Origin of the sequence: Streptomyces sp. SID13726 (assembly GCF_010548375.1) — a bacterium.
In the GTDB taxonomy this organism is placed as follows: Bacteria; Actinomycetota; Actinomycetes; order Streptomycetales; family Streptomycetaceae; genus Streptomyces.
On sequence record NZ_JAAGLY010000044.1, the window covers coordinates 1 to 19,621 of the forward strand.

The 19,621-nt window shown below is 70.0% G+C and carries 8 protein-coding genes; 4 read left to right on the forward strand and 4 right to left on the reverse strand.

Annotated features, from left to right (window positions below):
• The 4 genes from G3I78_RS45635 to glgB form a co-directional block, all read left to right on the forward strand.
• A partial coding sequence (locus tag G3I78_RS45635) for an alpha-glucosidase C-terminal domain-containing protein (protein WP_343244012.1) occupies nucleotides 1-513 on the forward strand: 513 nt, incomplete at its 5' end.
• Entirely contained in the window at nucleotides 510-2,210 is a 1,701-nt protein-coding gene (gene treS / locus G3I78_RS45640; protein WP_164436261.1) for a maltose alpha-D-glucosyltransferase, read from the forward strand. The genes G3I78_RS45635 and treS, both read left to right, overlap by 4 nt.
• Before the next feature lie 97 nt (nucleotides 2,211-2,307).
• The gene (locus tag G3I78_RS45645) at nucleotides 2,308-3,696 is read left to right on the forward strand and encodes a maltokinase (protein WP_164436263.1); all 1,389 of its coding nucleotides are present in this window, start codon (nucleotides 2,308-2,310) and stop codon (nucleotides 3,694-3,696) included.
• Between the two features lie 28 nt (nucleotides 3,697-3,724).
• Complete coding sequence (glgB, locus tag G3I78_RS45650; RefSeq protein ID WP_343244013.1) at nucleotides 3,725-6,154, forward strand: 1,4-alpha-glucan branching enzyme; 2,430 nt, start codon at nucleotides 3,725-3,727, stop codon at nucleotides 6,152-6,154.
• On the opposite strand, the gene G3I78_RS45655 is transcribed toward glgB, so the two are convergent.
• The 4 genes from G3I78_RS45655 to G3I78_RS45670 form a co-directional block, all read right to left on the reverse strand.
• Complete coding sequence (locus G3I78_RS45655; protein WP_164436265.1) at nucleotides 6,151-6,555, reverse strand: hypothetical protein; 405 nt, start codon at nucleotides 6,553-6,555, stop codon at nucleotides 6,151-6,153. The two genes, glgB and G3I78_RS45655, sit on opposite strands and share 4 nt — an antisense overlap.
• A gap of 19 nt (nucleotides 6,556-6,574) precedes the next feature.
• Entirely contained in the window at nucleotides 6,575-13,354 is a 6,780-nt protein-coding gene (locus G3I78_RS53045; RefSeq protein WP_203616433.1) for a polymorphic toxin-type HINT domain-containing protein, read from the reverse strand.
• A 25-nt stretch (nucleotides 13,355-13,379) separates the two neighbouring features.
• Nucleotides 13,380-17,813: a LamG-like jellyroll fold domain-containing protein gene (locus tag G3I78_RS45665; protein ID WP_164436283.1), complete on the reverse strand. Its 4,434-nt coding sequence runs from the start codon at nucleotides 17,811-17,813 to the stop codon at nucleotides 13,380-13,382.
• 318 nt (nucleotides 17,814-18,131) lie between these two features.
• The gene (locus tag G3I78_RS45670) at nucleotides 18,132-19,547 is read right to left on the reverse strand and encodes a cytochrome P450 (RefSeq protein ID WP_164436285.1); all 1,416 of its coding nucleotides are present in this window, start codon (nucleotides 19,545-19,547) and stop codon (nucleotides 18,132-18,134) included.
• Between the last annotated feature and the right edge of the window lie 74 nt (nucleotides 19,548-19,621).

A 19,621-nucleotide genomic window follows, 5' to 3' on the forward strand; every position in this document is an offset into this window, starting at 1 on the left:
GCGACCCTCTCCCCGACCTGGGGCATCTACTCCGGCTACGAACTCGCCGAGCACACCCCCCTGCGCGCGGGCAGCGAGGAATACCTCGACTCCGAGAAGTACCAGCTCAAAACCCGCGACTGGGACACCGACGACTCCCTCGCCCCGCTCATCACCCAGCTCAACACCATCCGGCGGGACAACCCTGCTCTACGGCAGCTGCGCGATCTCCACTTCCATCACGCGGACCAGGACTCGGTGATCGCGTACTCGAAGCGGAGCGGTTCGAACACGGTTCTGGTGGTCGTGAACCTCGACCCGCACCACACCCAGGAGGCCACGGTCTCGTTGGACATGCCGCAACTCGGCCTGGAATGGCACGAGTCGGTGCCGGTGCGCGACGAGCTCACCGGCGAGACCTATCACTGGGGCAGGGCGAACTACGTGCGTCTCGAACCGGGCACTCGTCCCGCGCACATCCTCACCGTCCTGCGACCGTCCACCCCGCAGATCGGAGGGTCACCCACAACATGATCGTCAACGAGCCGGTCCCGGACACCTTCGAGGACACCCCCGCCAAGGACCGCGACCCCGACTGGTTCAAGCGGGCCGTCTTCTACGAGGTCCTCGTCCGGTCCTTCCAGGACAGCAACGGCGACGGCGTCGGCGACCTCAAGGGCATCACCGCCAAGCTGGACTACCTCCAGTGGCTGGGCATCGACTGCCTGTGGCTGCCGCCGTTCTTCAAGTCACCGCTCAGGGACGGCGGTTACGACGTCTCCGACTACACCGCCGTCCTTCCGGAGTTCGGCGACCTCGCCGACTTCGTGGAGTTCGTCGACGCCGCCCACCAACGCGGCATGCGCGTCATCATCGACTTCGTCATGAACCACACCAGCGACCAGCACCCGTGGTTCCAGGAGTCCCGCGCCAACCCCGACGGCCCCTACGGCGACTACTACATGTGGGCCGACGACGACAAGCAGTACCAGGACGCGCGGATCATCTTCGTCGACACCGAGGCCTCCAACTGGACCTTCGACCCGGTGCGCAAGCAGTACTACTGGCACCGCTTCTTCTCCCACCAGCCGGACCTCAACTACGAGAACCCGGCGGTCCAGGAGGAGATGGTCTCCGCGCTGCGGTTCTGGCTGGACCTGGGCATCGACGGCTTCCGCCTCGACGCCGTGCCGTACCTGTACCAGCAGGAAGGCACCAACTGCGAAAACCTTCCGGCAACCCACGAGTTCCTCAAGCGGGTCCGCAAGGAGATCGACGCTTCCTACCCGGACACGGTGATCCTGGCGGAGGCCAACCAGTGGCCGGAGGACGTCGTCGACTACTTCGGCGACTACGAGTCCGGTGGCGACGAGTGCCACATGGCGTTCCACTTCCCCGTCATGCCCCGCATCTTCATGGCCGTCCGCCGCGAGTCGCGCTACCCGGTCTCCGAGATCCTCGCCAAGACCCCGGCGATCCCCTCCAACTGCCAGTGGGGCATCTTCCTCAGGAACCACGACGAGCTCACCCTCGAAATGGTCACCGACGAGGAACGCGACTACATGTGGGCCGAGTACGCCAAGGACCCACGGATGCGCGCCAACATCGGCATCCGCCGCCGCCTCGCCCCCCTCCTCGACAACGACCGCAACCAGATCGAACTCTTCACCGCCCTGCTGCTGTCACTCCCTGGCTCGCCGATCCTCTACTACGGCGACGAGATCGGCATGGGCGACAACATCTGGCTCGGCGACCGCGACGCCGTACGCACCCCCATGCAGTGGACACCCGACCGCAACGCGGGCTTCTCGTCCTGTGACCCCGGGCGGCTGTTCCTGCCGACCATCATGGACCCGGTCCACGGCTACCAGGTCACCAACGTCGAGGCGTCGATGGCGTCCCCGTCGTCGTTGCTGCACTGGACCCGCCGGATGATCGAGATCCGCAAGCAGAACCCGGCGTTCGGACTGGGGTCCTTCACCGAGCTGCCGTCGTCCAACCCGGCGGTGCTGGCCTTCCTCCGCGAGTACGAGGACGACCTGGTGCTGTGCGTGCACAACTTCTCCCGGTTCGCACAGCCGACGGAGCTGGATCTGAGTACGTTCAACGGGCGGCACCCGGTCGAGCTGTTCGGCGGGGTCCGCTTCCCGGCCGTCGGTGAACTGCCGTACCTGCTGACGCTCGGCGGACACGGCTTCTACTGGTTCCGGCTGCGCAAGGAGACCGCGTAGCCACCCGGCACTCGCGGCGGGGCGGTTTCCACCGTCCCGCCCGGGGCACGCATCAGTAACACCCCGACCAGCCAGCCCGGGGAAAGGACGCCACGCCATGTCGGAAGCCGTCACCAGCACCGCCACGACAAGTCCCGGCCTCCTCGCCTCACTTGATCCACTTCTGCGCGAGTGGCTGCCGAGGCAGCGCTGGTTCGCGGGCAAGGGGCGCCCGGTCAGCGGGTTCTCGCTGGTGGCGGCCACCGAACTGCTGCCGCCCACGGCCAAGCTCGGCCTCTACCACCTGCTGGTCCGCGCCCACCAGCCGCTCACCGTCGGCGCCCCACCGCACCCCGGGGACTGCTACCAGCTCCTCATAGGTGTGCGCGAGGCGCTGCCGCCCCGGCTCGCGCCCGCGCTGATCGGCCATGTCGAGGAGGGACCGCTCACCGGCCGTACCGCGTACGACGCCCTCCACGACCCCCTGCCCGCCGAACTGCTCCTGGAGGCGATCCGCACCGGAGCCCGGATCGGCGGGCTGCGTTTCGAACGGGACCCGCACCAGGAGATCCGGGACGGACTGGTGGCCCGGGTGATGACCGCCGAGCAGTCCAACTCGTCGATCGTCTATGGAGATACGTTCATCCTGAAGCTGCTGCGCCGGATCGTGCCCGGCGTCAACCCCGATCTGGAGCTCCCGCTGGCGCTGGCCGGGGAGGGCTGCCCTCGGGTGCCCGCGCCGACGGGGTGGCTGCGGGCGGAGCTGGCGGGAGAGCCGTACACCCTCGGCGTGCTCCAGCCCTTCGTGCAGGGCGCGTCGGACGGCTGGGAGCTGGCCCTTCGCGAACTGGCCAAGGGCGAGGACTTCGGTGCCGAGGCCCATGCGCTCGGGCGGGCCACCGCCGAGGTGCACACGGCGCTCGCCCGGGCCCTGCCGACCGTGACGCTCGGCCATCAGCAGCTGCACCTGCTGGTCGACGGCATGGTCGAGCGGCTGGAGGCGGCCGTGCAGGCGGTGCCGGCGCTGCGGCCGTACGCGCCCGGTCTGCACTCGGCGTTCACCGCGCTCGGCGATCTGGCCGCCGAGGGCTCCACCTGGACCGCGCAGCGCATCCACGGCGATCTGCACCTCGGGCAGTGTCTGCGGTCGGCCTCCGGGCACTGGTCGCTGATCGACTTCGAGGGCGAGCCGTCCAAGCCGCTCGCCGAACGCAGGCTGCCGCAGCCGACCGCCCGGGACATCGCGGGGATGCTGCGCTCCTTCGACTACGCGGCACACTCGACCGACCTGCCGGTACCGGGCTGGGCCGAGGCGTGCCGGGCCGCGTACTGCTCCGGATACGCCGAGGCCGGCGGCACCGACCCGCGGACCGATCCGGTGCTGCTGCGCGCGTACGAGACGGACAAGGCGATCTACGAGGTCGTCTACGAGGCCCGGCACCGGCCGGACTGGCTCCAGGTGCCGATGGCCGCGGTGGCGCGGTACGCGACAACCGACCCGATCTGACCCGACCTTCGCCGAGGAGGCACCGCACGTGACCCCGCCCACCCCCAGCGGTTCGGATCCGAAGAAGAAGGCTGCCGGAAAGAAGGCAGCCGCGAAGAAGGACGGTACGAAGAAGAACGGCACGAAGCAGGATGGTACGAAGAAGAGTGGCGTCAAGAAGGCGGGTGACGGGAAGAAGGCGGAGGCCGCGAAGAAGGCCGGTGCCTCGAAGGTGCGGGAGGCCGGTGTCCCGGCGCCGGAGGCGCCCCTGGCGGAGCCCGTGGTGCCCGTGTCCCCCGCCCTGGACTCCGCCGACCGCGAGCGTCTACGCTCCGGCACCCACCACGACCCGCACTCGGTGCTCGGGGCCCATCCCGTACCCGGCGGGGTCGCCTTCCGGGTCTTCCGGCCGTACGGTCTCGCCGTGACCGTGGTCGCCGGGACGCTCCGGGCCGAGCTGGACGACGACGGCGACGGCTTCTTCTCCGGTCTGCTCCCGCTGAGCGAGGTCCCGGCCTACCGCCTCCTGGTGACGTACGAGGGGACGGTCCAGGACACCGAGGACGCGTACGCCTTCCTGCCCGCGCTCGGCGATCTCGACCTGCATCTGATCGGCGAGGGCCGGCACGAGGAGCTGTGGACGGCGCTGGGCGCCCGGCCGATGACCCACCAGGGCGTGACCGGCACCCGGTTCACGGTGTGGGCGCCGAACGCGCGGGGTGTGCGGGTGGCCGGCACCTTCAACTTCTGGGACGGTTCGGCGTTCGCGATGCGCTCGCTCGGCTCGTCCGGCGTCTGGGAGCTGTTCGTGCCGGGGGTCGGCGAGGGCGAGCTGTACAAGTTCGAGATCACCCGCCACGACGGTTCGAAGACCCTGCGCGCGGACCCGCTGGCCCGCCGGACGGAGGTCCCGCCGAACACGTCCTCGGTCGTCCACGCCTCGCACCACGAGTGGGGCGACGCGGAGTGGCTGTCCCGCCGGGCCGGGGGCGTCCCCGCGCACGAGGGACCCTTCTCGGTCTACGAGATCCATCTCCCGTCCTGGCGACCGGGCCTGACGTACCGTCAGCTCGCCGACCAACTGCCCGCGTACGTCAAGGACCTGGGCTTCACCCACGTCGAGTTGATGCCGGTCGCCGAGCATCCCTTCGGCGGCTCCTGGGGCTACCAGGTCACCGGTTTCTACGCGCCGACGGCCCGGCTCGGCACCCCCGACGACTTCAAGTACCTCGTCGACGCCCTCCACCAGGCAGGGATCGGCGTACTCATGGACTGGGTGCCCGCGCACTTCCCGCGCGACGACTGGGCGTTGGCCGAGTTCGACGGGCGCACCCTGTACGAGCACGAGGACCCGTTGCGGGCGGCCCATCCCGACTGGGGGACGCTGGAGTTCGACTACGGCCGCCGGGAGGTGCGCAACTTCCTGGTCGCCAACGCCGTGTACTGGTGCGAGGAGTTCCACATCGACGGCCTGCGCGTCGACGCGGTCGCCTCGATGCTCTACCTCGACTACTCGCGCGAGCCGGGCCAGTGGGTGCCGAACGCGCACGGCGGCCGGGAGAACCTGGACGCGGTGGGCTTCCTCCAGGAGATGAACGCGACGGTCTACCGCCGGGTGCCGGGCGTGGTGACGATCGCGGAGGAGTCGACGGCCTGGGACGGCGTGACCCGCGCGACGCACCACATGGGCCCCGGCGGCTTCGGGGGCCTGGGTTTCGGGCTGAAGTGGAACATGGGCTGGATGCACGACTCGCTGGACTACATGGCCCACGAACCCGTGCACCGCAAATACCACCACCACGAGATGACGTTCTCCATGGTCTACGCCTACAGCGAGAACTACGTCCTGCCGATCTCCCACGACGAAGTCGTCCACGGCAAACGCTCACTGGTCTCGAAAATGCCCGGCGACTGGTGGCAGCAACGCGCCAACCTCCGCGCCTACCTCGCCTTCATGTGGGCCCACCCCGGCAAACAACTCCTCTTCATGGGCCAGGAATTCGCCCAAGGCGCCGAATGGTCCGAGACACACGGCCCCGACTGGTGGCTCCTCGACCCCGCCTACGGCGCCGAACCCGACCACCGAGGCATCCGCGACCTCGTCCGCGACCTCAACACCGTCTACCGCACCACCCCCGCCCTCTGGCAACGCGACACCGACCCCTCCGGCTTCCAGTGGATCGCGGGCGACGCCTCCGAGGACAACGTCTTCGCCTTCCTCCGCCACGACGCCGAGGGCACCCCCCTCCTCGCGGTCTCCAACCTCTCCCCCGTGGCCCGCCACACCTACCGCCTGGGCGCCCCCGACGACGTCTCGGCCTGGCTGGAGTCCCTGAACACGGACGCGGGCCGGTACGGCGGCGGCGACATCACCAACCCGGACGTGATCAAACCGGACCCCCAGGGCCGGCACGGCCGCCCGGCCAGCATCCAGCTGACACTGCCACCCCTGGCGACGGTCTGGCTGCGGCCCGCCTAGCCCGGCGAGAAGCCCGAGGTCTCGTCCCAGGGGACGCCGTCCCACTCCTCCCGGACGTAGGCCATGATCCGGTCGTTGACCACCTGGTCGGTGGTGCCGCTGAGCGTGGTGGTCAACATCAGGTCCCGTCCCGCCAGTTCCTCCGGGCCCAGCACCTCGGCGGCATCCTCCAGGTAGATCTCCAGGATCTCCCCGCCCACGCTGACCTGGAGGTACTGCTCCACCTCCGGCTCCCCCGGACGCCGGACCCGCAGCCGCGTCGCCGCCCAGCCGTCCCCCTCCTTGACCACACCCCGCGAGACCCCGCCGTCCTCACCCTCCAGGTGCGCCAGCAGTTCCTCCAGCGCCACCAGATGAGAACGGCCTCCCGAGCGCGCCAGGGCGCCGCATTCAAATGCCATTGCTGCTCACCATCGAATCTCAGTCTCCGTCAAAGACATAAGTGACGCTTATGCCGTACTTCTTCTCCAGGTAGGCGTCCTTCTTCGCCTGAAGCTTGTCCTTCCCCGCGCCGCCGGACTTGGTCTCGACGTAGTGGGTGACGTCGCCGTTCGAGTCGAGCAGGCCGATGTCGTACTTCCGCTCACCGTACGGGGTGTCGAAAGTCAGCAGCTCCGGCTTCTGGCCGTCGGTGACGACGGAGAGACCGCGCTGCCGCATGGAGTCCGCGACATGGTCACGATAGGCGTTGCCGACGAGTTCGTTGAGCTTGACCTGGGAGATCCCGAGCAGCTTGCACAGGTTCGCGTCGTCGTTGTGGACCAGGACCGGCACTCCGCCCACGAGCACGTAGTACGTGTGCAGGTCGGTGACGGTGAGGTTGTACATCTCGGCGGCGCCGGGACGGACCGCCACGCCGGCCACGACCGCGTGCCCGTCGGTGGCGGTGTTCAGGGTGTGTCCGGGAACGAGCCGTCCGGCCGCGACCCAGGCGTGCAGGGTGTCGTCCCAGAAGGGGTGGTTGAAGGTGGTGTGGAGGGTCTGCGCGCCGCCCTTGCCGTGGCTGACGCGGATGTCGACCAGATCCTTGTCGCGGTGGACCAGCCGGGCCGCCACGGTCCGGGATCCCCGGTGCTTTCCGTCGGCCGGATCTGCGGCCTCGACCTCGTCGCCGGGTTCGATCTTCCCGATCTGTCTGGTCCTGCCGTCCTTGAGGAGCACCTCGGTCGACGGCGTGAAGCTGCACGTCCTCTTGGCGTCTCTGGTCAGCGCCCGGATGAAGCGGGCACCGCCCACCTCGACCGCTCCGGCGTCGTAGGTCGAGACCGCCTCGCCGAGCACGTCACACTCGTCCTCGTTGCCCTTGACGCAGCGCACCCAGGGCACCAGGACGGTCATGTCGCCCAGTGCGGACAGCATCTCCTTGCCGAGCTGCTTGTCGGCGTCGATCTCCGCCTGCGTGTAGCAGACGTCGAACTTCGGGTTGGGGTCGAAGGCGTTGCCGAAGCACTGGTTGGGGTTGAAGAAGTAGTCGTAGACCTGCTTGATCTTCTTCTTCTGGTCCTTGGTCAGGCCCGGGCTCCTGGTGGTCTTCGAGGCCTTCTTGGCGGAGCCGTGGTCCGGGACGCCGTCGCCGTTGTGGTCGTTCTTCGGGCAGGGGACGTCCGAGCCCCAGCCGCCGCAGTCGAGATGCTCGCCGGTCGGGTCGCTGAAGGTGACGGGGCTGCTGTTGGAGTAGGCGTAGGCGTTGAGCTGCTGGGGGTCGGTGGGGTCGAGGACCGGGTCGACGGAGAGGAAGCGGCCGGTGTCCGGGTCGTAGTCGCGGGCCCCGAGATGGACCAGGCCGGTGCTCGCGTCCTCGGTGCCGCCCACGTAGCCCTTGTCGCCGGGCCAGCTCGCCGGTGCCGTGCCCCGGGCCGTGCCGAAGGGGGTGGAGCGGCGCTGCTGGAGGGTGCCGGAGGCGGCGTCGACGGCGAGCTGGGAGGTGCCGTTCTGGTCCCCGAACAGGAAGGAGAGCTTGTTGTCACTGGTGCGGACGGCCTGGTTGCCGCCGCCGAGGTCGTAGTAGCGGGTGGCCTTGGCCGCGGCGGCGTCCTTGACCAGGGTGAGCTCGGTGGTGCCGAGGAAGAGCGTGGTGTCGGCGTCGGTACGGGTGATCAGCCGGTTGCCGTCGGCGTCGTAGACGTAGGAGGTGGTCGCGGTGCCGCCGCTGCCGTTGGGCTTGGTCACCTTGGTCAGCCGGCCCTCGGCGTCCCAGTCCAGGATCTGCTGGTCGCCGCCGATGGTCCGGGTGTGGGTGTTGCCCTCGGCGTCGTAGCCGTAGGTGTTGCGGGAGACCCCGGAGGGCCCGGTGGTGTCGATCTGGGTGACGCCGTGCGGGCGCGCGGTGCCCGCCGCCGGGTAGGTGTAGGTGCGGGCGACGTCCTTGGCGGTGTCACCGGTGGGGTCGTGCCGGGTGTCGGTGAGGCGGTTGCCCGCCAGGTCGTAGGTGTACGACAGCCAGTACGGGGCGGGCCCGCCCAGGACCGAGGACGACGGGGTGGCGGCGCAGTCGGTGGTGTTCTGCGCCCAGGCCTCGGTGAGCCGGCCCAGGTAGTCGTAGCTGTAGCACTGGTTGTCGGTGCCGTCCCGGGAGACGTCCGCGACCGAGGTGATGTCACCGGCCTCGTCGTAGCCGTAGGTGGCCGACTTGTCGGTGCCCGAGACGCCGTCGCGGGTCACCGCGGAGTTGTGCAGCCGCTGGGTGCCCCACTCGTAGGTGTTGTCGACGTTGGTCCTGACCCCGCCGGTCGCCTGGTACGTGTACTGGAGCGGCTTGCCGGTGTAGCTGTAGACGGCGTCGGTGAGGTAGGTGGCGCCGCCGCTCGCGCCGATGGTCTTGACCCGCAGCACGTCGTCGTAGCTCGGCGTGACGGTCTCGGCGGCGAGTCCGCCCGCGGCCGGGTAGCTCGTCGACTGGACGGTGCCGTCCACGTTGTACTGGATGTTCGTCTGGTAGGACCCGGCGAGCGCCTTCTCCGAGCTCGGGATGGTCACCGTGGTGCGGTGCGGGCGGTACAGGGTGTCGTAGAGGCTGTAGGTGGTGGTGTACGCCGAGCCGCTCGCACCGCCCACATAGCGGGTGGCGGAGGCAAGTTGGCCCTCGAAGCCGGCCGGGTCCCAGACGTGCTTGGTCAGCAGGGCACCGGAGGCGTCGCCCTCGTGGGTCTCCAGTTCGCGGCCGAGGCCGTCGTAGAGGTGGGTGACCTTCTTCTGACCGGCGTCCAGGGTGTAGGTCAGCTGCCCGCGGTCGTCGTACTTGGAGGTGGTGGTGCCCTTGTCCGGGTCGGTGACCTGGGTCAGGTTGCCGCGCTGGTCGTACTGGTAGGTCCAGGAGTTGCCGGCCGGGTCGGTGAGCTTGGTCGGCTTGCCCGTCGGGCCGTACTCGTAGACCGTCTTGTCGGCGCTGCCGGTCGGGGTGGCGCCGTGGTACTGCCACAGCTCGGTGGTGTTGCCGCGGGCGTCCGTGACCCTGGTGGTGGGGGCGGCGCCCTTGGGCGGGGTGACGGTGGCGCGGTCGCCGCCGTAGGCCGTCGTCGTCGTGGCCAGGATCGCGCCGCTGTCGCCGTTGCCCGCCATCTGCTGGGACTTGGTGACGCGGCCGAGTCCGTCGTAGGTGTTCAGGGTCTGGGTCTCCACGCCCAGGGCGTCGTTCGGAACGAGGAGGTCGGGGGACGCGGCCGCGGTGTTGTAGTACGAGGCGAACTGCTTGGCGGTCAGGCCGCGTTCGTCGTAGAGGGTGTCGGTGAGCAGGCGGCCGCCGCTCGGGCCGGGGGCCTGGGTCTGGCGCTCGCGCAGGAAACCGTCGTAGAGCGTGTACGACGTCTTGCGGCCGGTGCCGAACAGGGTGGTGGCGCCGACCGCGGCGGGCTTGCCGTCGGTGATCGTGTAGGAGAACTCGTAGTTGGGGGTGTCGCTCGCCTGTGCCCGGTTGGGCTGCCAGATCTTGAGGGTGCGGCCGAGGGCGTCGTAGGTGGTGTCGGTGCGCTTGCTGTTGGTGTCGAGCACGCTCGTCGGCAGGCCGCGCACGGTGTCGTAGGTGGTCGTGGTCACCTGTGCGGTGGACGCGGTGCCCGCGGTGGCAGGCGGGGTGGTGACCGTCGAGGTGGTCGGGAAGCCGGTCGTGGGGTTGTACGCCGTGGTGGTGGTACGGCCGTCGGTGCGGACCGTGCGCACGGGTGCGGTGGTCTCGGTCGCCTTGACGGTGGCGGTGATGTCGGTGGCGGTGAGCTGACGCCCGTAGGTGTCGAAGCCCGCGGTCGCCTCCAGGTAGGTGCCGGTGGTGCCGTCATGGCTCAGCAGGGTGGCGGTGCGGGTGGCGTCGCCCTTGGTGGGGGCCACGCCGTAGTTCTGGCCGTCGTACGCGGAGCGCACGTCGGAGATGACGTCCTTGGTGCGGTCGGGGGTGTCGGCGCACTTGACCGCGACCGTCTCCGAGCGGGACGGCTTGGTGAGGATCCAGTCGGTGGTGTCGTCGACGTAGGTCGTGCGGGTGCACTGGTTGTCCTTCGAGGTGGTCTCGTCGCCGAAGTCGTCGCTCTGCACGACCCGGCCGGCGGTGTTCTCGAAGGTGTTGGTCCGGTACGTCGTACGCCACTTGCTGCCCGCCCCGTCGTCCAGGGAGGTCCAGGTGCGGGTCGACGCGGTGCCGGTCAGGTTGGCCGTGGTGATGCCCCAGACGCGGACGCGGGACGCGGTCTGGTGATGCCAGGGCGTGCTGACCGTCTTGTCCAGGACGTTCCCGCCGGGCCCGCTGTACTGCTCGGTCCTGTACTCGAAGCCGGCCACCGGGTCGTCGTCGGTGATGGTGCCGCCGTTGTCGTCGGAGACGGAGGCCGACTTGGTGCCGCCGGAGGGGGCCGCCCGGTCGCCGTCCATGCCGCGCAGGAACCAGTGGTCGGTCTGCGACTTCATGCCGACCGGGTCCTGGCCGCCGGTCTGCACCCGGACGTGCCCGTAACCGCGCCAGGTCGACCAGGTCTTGTACTTCTCCTTGGTCAGGCCGTCATCGTCGTCGTAGTGCCAGGCCGCCCCGTCCAGATAGCTGTAGCGGGTGACCATCTCCGGCGAGGACTTGGTGCGGTCGACCTGGGTGACGGAGTCGACGACGTACTTGTTGAACCACTGGAGGCTCGGGTCCGCGTCGCCCGACTTGGTGAAGTACACCGGGAAGCAGCGGGTGGTGTTGGTCTGCGGGGTCGGCGGGTTCGCGGCGTCACAGGCGGCCGTCGAGTACTGCACGGCGAGTTCGCCGCCGGACTCGTCGTCGATCGTCGACAGGCGTTCCTTGATGAAGGGGGAGGTGTCGTCGCCGTCGATGTCGAGCCGGTTGGCGCGCTGGTCGTAGGCGAAGGTGACCTTGGGCAGGGCGATCTCGGGGGTCGTGGCCCTGCCGGTGTGCTGGATCGAGGTGAGCAGCAGCTGGTAGTCGATGTCGGCCATGCCCCAGCGGTGGTCGAGCGTCCAGTTGTCGACGGGCTTGTAGCTCCCGTCGGACTGGAGGACCTCCGTGGTGACCCCGGTCAGCCGCTTGCGGGTCCAGAAGCTCGGTGAGTACGACTTGGTGCAGTCCACGCCGGACTTGCAGTTCAGGTCCCACGGGGTGTCGTACCAGTAGAACGACTTGTCGTCGATCGTGTCGACCGCGCAGGTCACCCCGGTCTCGGGCAGGCAGCGCTCGGCGGAGGTGAACCGGACCCTGGCGAGGGCCTTCGCGGAGTAGTTGGAGGTGCTGCGCAGCCCGTAGTCGATGTGGTCGAGGGAGCCGCCGCGGTCGTAGACCGTCTCGTCGGCCGGCTTCAGGTCGCGCGCGTAGTAGTTGGTCTCCTTGTTGTAGTAGTACGCGATGGTGTTGCCGTGGGTGTCGACGGCGTAGTCGAGGTTCCAGCGCCAGCCCTGCCGGCACCAGGAGTCGGCGAACGCGGCGGCGTGGCAGGGCTCGCCGTCGTCGTCACCGAACACCGGGACGTTCCAGGCGGAGTTGGTCTCGGCGCTGCCGGAGGTCCAGCCGGGTAGCCGGTTGTAGCCGAAGTAGTACTGGGAGCCGTCAGTGGTGGTGACGCGCCAGTACTCGTCGTTGTGGGCGCCGTTGGAGCGCACGTCGCCGGTGGTGCCGTAGACCCGCTCGACCTTGGTGCCGTCGTCGCCCTTGATCCGGAAGGTGTTGGTGCCGGTCGCGATCAGCTCGCCGGAGTGGCCGTTGAACGACAGCGTGGCGTTGTCGTAGGCCCAGCACACGTCACCCGGCTTGGTGCCGTCGGCGTTCTTCACCCCGTCGTCGGCGCAGGACTTGTAGCTGCGCTCGATGGAGCCGGGCCACAGGCTGAAGCCGTCGCCGGCCCAGGAGGACTGGTTGTTGGTGTTGGCGGTGCGGCCGTCGATGCCGCCCGAGGAGTACGCCAGGGTCACCTTCGGCGCGAACGCGCCGGGGACGCCGGGCACCGGCATGTCGTACGACCAGGAGAAGTCACCGGAGTTGAGGTCGGTCTGCCAGGACGAGGAGGCGGAGAGCTGGCTGGCCGTGTAGTCGCCGTGGTCGCTGGAACCGCCGGAGGTGGCGGCGAGCAGCATGGGGGCGGCCGTGGTGGTGGTCGCGTCGGCGGTGAGCTGCTGTGCGGCGGTGTCGTTGCGCGAGGCGACCGGGGTCGGGGTCGTGCACCTGCTGTCGGTCGGCCGGGTCGCGGCGCACTGGGGCAGACGTACGAGCTTGAGCCGGGCCGCGTACGAACCGCCGTACGCCTGGGCGAACTTGGCGTAGTCCACGCTGACGCCGACCGTGTCGCCCCGCGTCCCTTGCTGCGGGGTGACGGAGAAGAGCAGGCCGTCGACCCCGGCGCGCTCGGTGGTCCGCTGGTCGAGGACGCGGACGACCGCCTTGCCGGAGAGGGGGGTTCTGGCCTTCTTCCGGGGTGCCTGGAGGGAGATCGGCAGGCTTCCGGCCCGCGTCGCCCCCTTCGCCACCGTGACCGTCGCCGAACCCGCCGCGGCCCAGCTGTGTCTGGGCGTGCTCCTCGGGACCCGCGGCTCGCCGTCGCGGGTCCGGGCTCGGGGTGTCACGCTGTGCCCCGTCAGCGGTCTCTCCGCGCTCGGTACACGCGGTGTGCCGGTCGCCTCCGCCGTCGGCGCGGCCGTGACCTGGAGGATCGCTCCCACCAGGACGGCGGGGACGAGGAGGGCGACCCGGCCCCGTATGCCTCGCGCCGTCATCCGTGCTCGCATCATGATCGCTTCGTCCTCGTTCCTGCGGTCAGGGCCCGGTGGTGGTGTCGAGATCGGCACCACCGGCGAGGGCGGCGATCTGGCTGTCGGTGGCGGCGCCCTGGAGCACCCAGACGTCGTCGACGGCGCCGCTCCAGTACTCGCCCCAGGTGCTCGCGCCGGTCTTGAGCCGGCCGAGCTGGAGCCCCTTCGTGGCGGCGAAGGGCAGGACCGCGGTGTTCCACGACACCTCTTCGGTGCACGCGGGATCGTCGGGCACGCCGTCGTCGTCGTTGTCGACGCAGGACCTGACCTGGGTCTGGCCGTCGACATAGAGGCTCATCCGGCCGGCGAAGGCGTCGTAGACGACCAGGATGTGGTTCCAGGACGTGTTGTTCTCGAAGTTGCTGTGCTCCGCCGTGGCCGTGGTGGCGCTCGCGCTGTCCGCGTTGGCCATCACCAGCTGCCAACGGCCCGTGTTCGCGGGGTCCTTCGCGTCCGGGACGTAGCGCACCGCGAACCCGTTGGTGGTGGTCCCGGCCATGCTCATCACGGTGACCGCCTTGGTCGGCCTGGCGGGTGCGGTCACCCAGGCGGACACCGTGAAGCTCTTGCTGGTGTCCACGGGTGAGGTCGCGGTCGCCGCGTAGCCGCCCGCGGTGCCGTCCAGTGTCAGGTCACCGGTGCCGATCATGTTGGTGAAGCTGGTGTCGTCGATCGCCGCGCCGCTGCCCAGGGTGAGCGGGTGCGCGGTGTGGTCCTCGCGGACCAGGTCGTCGGCCGAGCTGCCCGAGGCGGCCGCGTCGAGCTTCCAGCGGCCCTCCACCGTGGCCGTGCTGTCGAACATCGCCGCGATCTCGGGGGCGGACAGCGCCCGGTCGTACAGCTGCACGTCCGAGATCTGGCCGGGGAAGAAGCTGCTCGGGGTCCCGCTGAAGCGGCTGGCGCCGATCATCACGGGGCCGCCCGCGTAGAAGGGCGCGCTGACCTTCGTGGTCGCCACCCACTTGCCCTGTACATACAGGCGCAGGTCGTCGGAGACGGCGTCGTAGGAGCCCACGACGTACGTCCACTCACCGCCGGGGGCCAGCGCCGGATCGCCCTGCGCCGCCCGGAGCGGGGTGCCGCTGGTGGTGTCGGAGGAGTACTGGTTGAAGCTCCAGCCGTAGGTCGCCGAGTAGTACAGCTCGAAGCCCGGCATCACGCTGCCCTCCTGGGCCGCGATCACCGCCCCGTGCGTGGGTTTGGTCCTGGAGAGCTTGGCCCAGGCGGCGACCGAGAAGCTCTGCTGGTTGTTGAGGTGCGGTCCCGCGGTGGCCGCGTAGTCGTCGACACCGTCGAGGCTGAGCGCGGTACCGGCGCGGCCCGCTTGTCCGAGCTTCGCCCCGCCGCTGAGCACCGCCGGGTTGACGTCCGCGCGGCCGGTGACCCGGGTGGTGGCGTTGCCGTCGGTGTCGGTGGCCGGGTCGTCGAGCGGGAAGACCGCGCGGGCCGGGCGGCCGTTGCCGATGTCGCCGCTGTTGTAGAGGTTGCCGACCTCGGTGGCGGACAGGGGCTTCTCGTACATCCGGACGTCGTCGATCGTGCCGGGGAAGAAACTGCCCGGGGCCCCGCTGTAGGAACCCGCGCCGATCTGCAGCCCTCGGCGCGCGTCCCACGGGGTGGAGTACGCCGTCGTACCGGCGAGCGTGCCGTTGACGTAGAGGGACAGCTGCTGGGCACCGAGCCCGTAGACACCGACCAGGTGCACCCACTCACCGGCCTTGACCCCGCCCGCGGCCGCCTGCATCGCGCGCACCGGGGTGGCCGAGGCGGTGTCCGCCGAGTACTGGTTGAAAGCCCAGCGGTCGTAGGTCTTGGAGTAGTAGAGCTCGAACCCGGGCGCGTTGTTGCCCGGTTGGGCCGCGATCACCGCGGCGGTGTCGGGCAGCTTGTCCAGCTTGACCCAGGCGGAGACCGAGAAGCTGATCGAGGTGTCGACGGTCGGGATGTCGGAGACCAGGTAGTCGTCGACGCCGTCGAAGTCGACCGCGGTGCCCTTCTTGCCCGTGGTGCCCAGCGTCGGATCGCCCTCGACGTCGAGGGTGCGGGTGCCGGCGCTGCCCTCGGCCCGGGTGGCCGTGGCCGGTTCGTCCAACTTCCACTCGGCGCGCACCGGCTGGCCCTGCTTGACGCGGTACGTGTAGGTGGTGGGTTCGCTGACCCGGCCGGCCGAGTCGACGGCCTGGACGGCCAGGAAGTTGGTGCCGGAGCGGGTGGGGCGGAAGCTGACGGTACGGGCCGCGCCGGCGGAGGTGGTGACCTCGGTGGCGGAGGACGCGTCCTCGTTGACGCCGTACCAGTACTTCACGACGTCCGTGTCCGGGGTGTCGAGCGTGAAGGTGCCGTAGCGGCCCACGCCGTCGTAGACCGGGTCGTTGGGATCGGCGTCGTTCTTGGCCGGGTAGTCGCCCGAGGTGACGGTGGGGCCGACCGGGATGCTGGTGTCCCAGACGAAGTAGCAGCTCGTCGCCGATCCGGAGGACGACCAGGGCGAGGCGCTGTAGTACGTGCCCGCGTCGTAGTCCCAGGTCCGGGCGACCCAGGCCACCGTCGTGTTCTTGGGGATCTTCTTGCCGTTGGAGAGCGTCTCGGTGAGCGTGGTGCTGAAGTCCTTGCCGGAGGCGCGGGGTGTCATCCGGGCGGAGGTCCACTGGGCCTTGAGGCCGCTGCCGGTGTCCCAGAGCAGCTGGAACTGCACGCTGACCTGGTCGCCGTCGGGGTCCTTGACGTCGTTCGCCGATATCTGCGGCAGCGAGCGGACGGAGACCTTCTTCGCGGGGGTCCGGCAGGTGCCGCCGGGGGACATCGTCAGCTGGCTCATGGCGAGCTGCTTGGGCGGCTGGTTGTACTTGACGCGCAGGTAGGCGTCGTCGGAGAACCGCTTCCAGCCGTACTTGTCGTCCTCGTTCGCCGCCCGCAGCCCGAAGGAGGTGTACGCCGAGTCGTGCGAGGAGGCGTACTTCACGCCCGCCGTCGCGTCGAACTCCACGTCACCGCCGGGGCAGGAGGAGCTGCCGCCCTTGGCGACGTCCCTGGAGTCGAGTTCGTCCAGCCAGTTGTCGGAGGAGCTGTTCCAGGTCGTGCCGGAGTCGAAGGACTTGGTGCGCCACAGCTGGACGGAGCGGCCGTCGCAGGAGCCGGACCAGGTCTCGTGCGCCACGAAGGTCGCGCTCAGGATGGACTTGCCGGCGAACTTGGACGTGGGGAACTTGTAGAACAGCCGCTTCACATCGAAGGGGGCGCAGTAGTCCCAGCCGCAGTAGCCGACGCCCGCGTCCGAGTCACCGTTGAACCGCCACTGCGGCGAGGACGCCCAGTAGCGCGAGACCATCGTCCACTCGCCGGCCTTCGGCGTGTACGTCTGCGGGTCGATGTAGACCGGGAACGCGGTGTCCTTGCCGGTCAACAGCGCGTGGTCCGGGGTGAGTTCGAGCTTGTCGCCGTCGGGGGCCACGGCCACGCCGATGGGCGCGACCTTGGCGGCGTCGCCGGGCCCCTCGGCCGTCGGGGCCTCCGCGGCGGGTTCCGTCGCGGCGGCCGCCGTGACGGTGGTGACCGACGTACGGTCCGTGCTCGTGAGGCTCTTCGCGGCGGGAGACGCCGTTGCAGGCGATGCGACAGCGGGTGAGGCGACCGCGGTCGACGCGCCGCCCGCCCCCGTCCCGGCCGGAGCCGCCTCCCGAGTCGAGTCCCACATCACCGGCTGTCCCGCCTGGAACACCACCCCGCCGGCGTTCTCGTCGACGGCCTCGATGCCGCCGGAGTCCGAGGTCCGCAGGTCCAGTCCCGGGGAGTCGACGCCGAGCTTCAGCTGGGCGAGGGCGGGGTTCTTCGCGGCCTCCGGGGTGTTGACGACCAGCACCTCGGAGAAGCCGTCGGTGACGGACCGCAGCTTGAGGTCCACGCCGGGCATTACGTCCCGGTAGGTGGCCGTGTCCCCGTCGAGCGAGGGCGTGGGCAGCGTGCCCGGCCAGGTGAACGACAGTCTCCGCCCGGCCCGTTCGAGCGTGACCAGCGGATCCTTGCCACCCCCGGAGAAGGCGAGGCCGACCGCGGCCGCATTCGGGGTGACGGAGCCGTCGGAGCGCCGGGCGAGGGTGTCGTCGAGCGCCTTCCACCGCCCGTCGACCCGGGTGCGGACGGGCTTGAGGTGCTGCACCTCCTCGAACTGCCCGTCGGGGGTGGCGTACACCTCGCTCGACTCCGTGCGCAGCGAGGTGATCTCGACCTCGGATCCGCCCGTGGCGGCCGCTTCCGCGGCGGCCGCCGGTGTCGCCGCGGCCGTGGGTGTGTGCTTGCCGGTACCGACGGCCCGGGTCGGGCGGGGCACCGCATGCGCCTGGCCGCCGACCCCCGCCGACGGCACCACGCTCGCCACCACGGCCGCCGCGATCACGGCGATCACCGATCTGCCGCACCGCCGTTCCCGAGACACACGCATGCCCCCGCCCCCTCCGCCATCACAGCGTCCCCACGTCGGGGTCATAAGAAGTTCAAAAACGGACGGGACCTTAACCGGCTCTTACTTGTGCACGTCAAGGACGTGCCGTGAGGGTTCGTGACCATTCCATTAGGTAAAGAGGACACCTCCGGGCGCACGTCCGTTACGCCGGTCCCGGATGATCTGATACCTGCTCACCCGTTTCCTCCCGGGGGCGTATCGAGACATAAGGGAGCACTCGCGTGGTCGGCGCGGGGCGGTGCGCCCTCGGCGCTCCGGTCGGCCGACCCGTTTCTCATTACCGGAATTTGGGATCCTTTACGGAAGGATCCGCCCCTCTTCCTTACTTCCGGGCATCAGCCGGCGCAGCACCGTGAGCAGGCGTCGGGCATAGCCGTCGGCGGGTTGGGGTGCGGTCGGTTCCGTGGGGTCCGGGCGCCGGGGCGGCAGGGTGCCCGGTTCCAGTTCGTAGCGGACCGGCAGGACGCGCAGGCCCCTGACGACCGGGCCCGACCGCCAGGGCAACTGGTCCGGCGGCAGGGTCAGTTCGGCGCGGGTGAAGTGGTCGAGGAAGCGGCCCACCGCGGTGGTCACGATCATTCCGCCCAACTCGCGGGCGGCGCTGGGGCATTGGTGGGGTCCCGCGCCCCAGCCGAGATGGGCCCGGGTGGAGACCGTCGCGCCCACCATGTGGGAGGAGCCGATGGCCAGCAGGTCGCGGTGGGCTGCGGCGGCGGACGGGGACACCGCGTCGCCCGCCCGCACCCACACGTCCCCGAGCCGCACGTCCCGGGCCGCGAACCGGAAGCACATGTTGGCGACCGGAGGGTTGGCCAGCGCCGCCCGGTTGACCGTTTCGCCGAGCTGTCCCGCCGAGAGGCTGCGCCGGACCGTGGCGTTGCCCCGCAACACCTCCAGCAGGGTGTTGAGCACCATGTTCCCGGTGATGTCGTTGAGGTACACGGCGTTCATGAACAGCTCCCGCCCCAACTGCTCGTCCGTCAGCCCGGGATCGGCGAGCAGCAGATAGGAGGTGAGGTCGTCGCCCGGCCGTGCCCTGCGATGCGCGGCCAGCCGGGTGAACGCCCCGAGCGCCCGCCCGGTCGCCGCCCCCGACTCCGGTCCCCCGTCCAGCATCCGCCACAGGTCCATGACGAGTTCGTCGCCCAACTCCACCGGACAGCCGAACAACTTGGTCGTGACCATGAGCAGCAGCGGCCGGGTGTACTGCGCCCCGAGATCGGCGAAGCCCACCGCGCCCGACTCCGTGGCCAGCATCCCGACCAGTTCGTCGGCGTACCGGGCGACGGCGGCCCGCAGTTCCCACCCTTCCGGGCTCCGCGCGTCCTGGAAGGGGCTGAGCGCCGAGTGGTGGGTACGGCGGGCGCCCAGGTGCTCCTCGCCGTCCATGAACATCATCTGCCGTACCTCGTACCCGGCCAGCAGCGGCCAGTCCCGCGGCAGCCGCCCCTCCGCCCGGGCCCGCCAGTACCGGACGTCCCGCCGCCACTGGCTCTCGTTCCGCAGCACCTCGGTGACCTCGGTGTACCCGAGCGCCAGCCACACCGGCACACCCATCAGGCCGACCGGCGCGACCGGCCCGTAGGTGCCGCGCAGCCGCTCGTACACCGCGCCCGGGTCGGCGTCGAACTCGGCGGTGAGCAGCGGCTCGACGGGCAGGGAGCCGAGCGGGGCACCGCCGGTCGGTGGGACGGCGTGGGAATGGTCATCCATACCGCACACGCATACCGCACCGACCGTGCACGGGCGGTGACTCCGGCGTGAACTGTTACGCCTTGGTGATCCCT

Excerpts from the sequence above, each read along its gene's own strand:
- treS (WP_164436261.1), top strand. The coding sequence starts at position 510 with ATGATCGTCAACGAGCCGGTCCCGGACACCTTCGAGGACACCCCCGCC.
- G3I78_RS45645 (WP_164436263.1), top strand. The coding sequence starts at position 2,308 with ATGTCGGAAGCCGTCACCAGCACCGCCACGACAAGTCCCGGCCTCCTC.
- G3I78_RS45655 (WP_164436265.1), bottom strand. The coding sequence starts at position 6,555 with ATGGCATTTGAATGCGGCGCCCTGGCGCGCTCGGGAGGCCGTTCTCAT.
- G3I78_RS53045 (WP_203616433.1), bottom strand. The coding sequence starts at position 13,354 with ATGATGCGAGCACGGATGACGGCGCGAGGCATACGGGGCCGGGTCGCC.
- G3I78_RS45665 (WP_164436283.1), bottom strand. The coding sequence starts at position 17,813 with ATGCGTGTGTCTCGGGAACGGCGGTGCGGCAGATCGGTGATCGCCGTG.
- G3I78_RS45670 (WP_164436285.1), bottom strand. The coding sequence starts at position 19,547 with ATGGATGACCATTCCCACGCCGTCCCACCGACCGGCGGTGCCCCGCTC.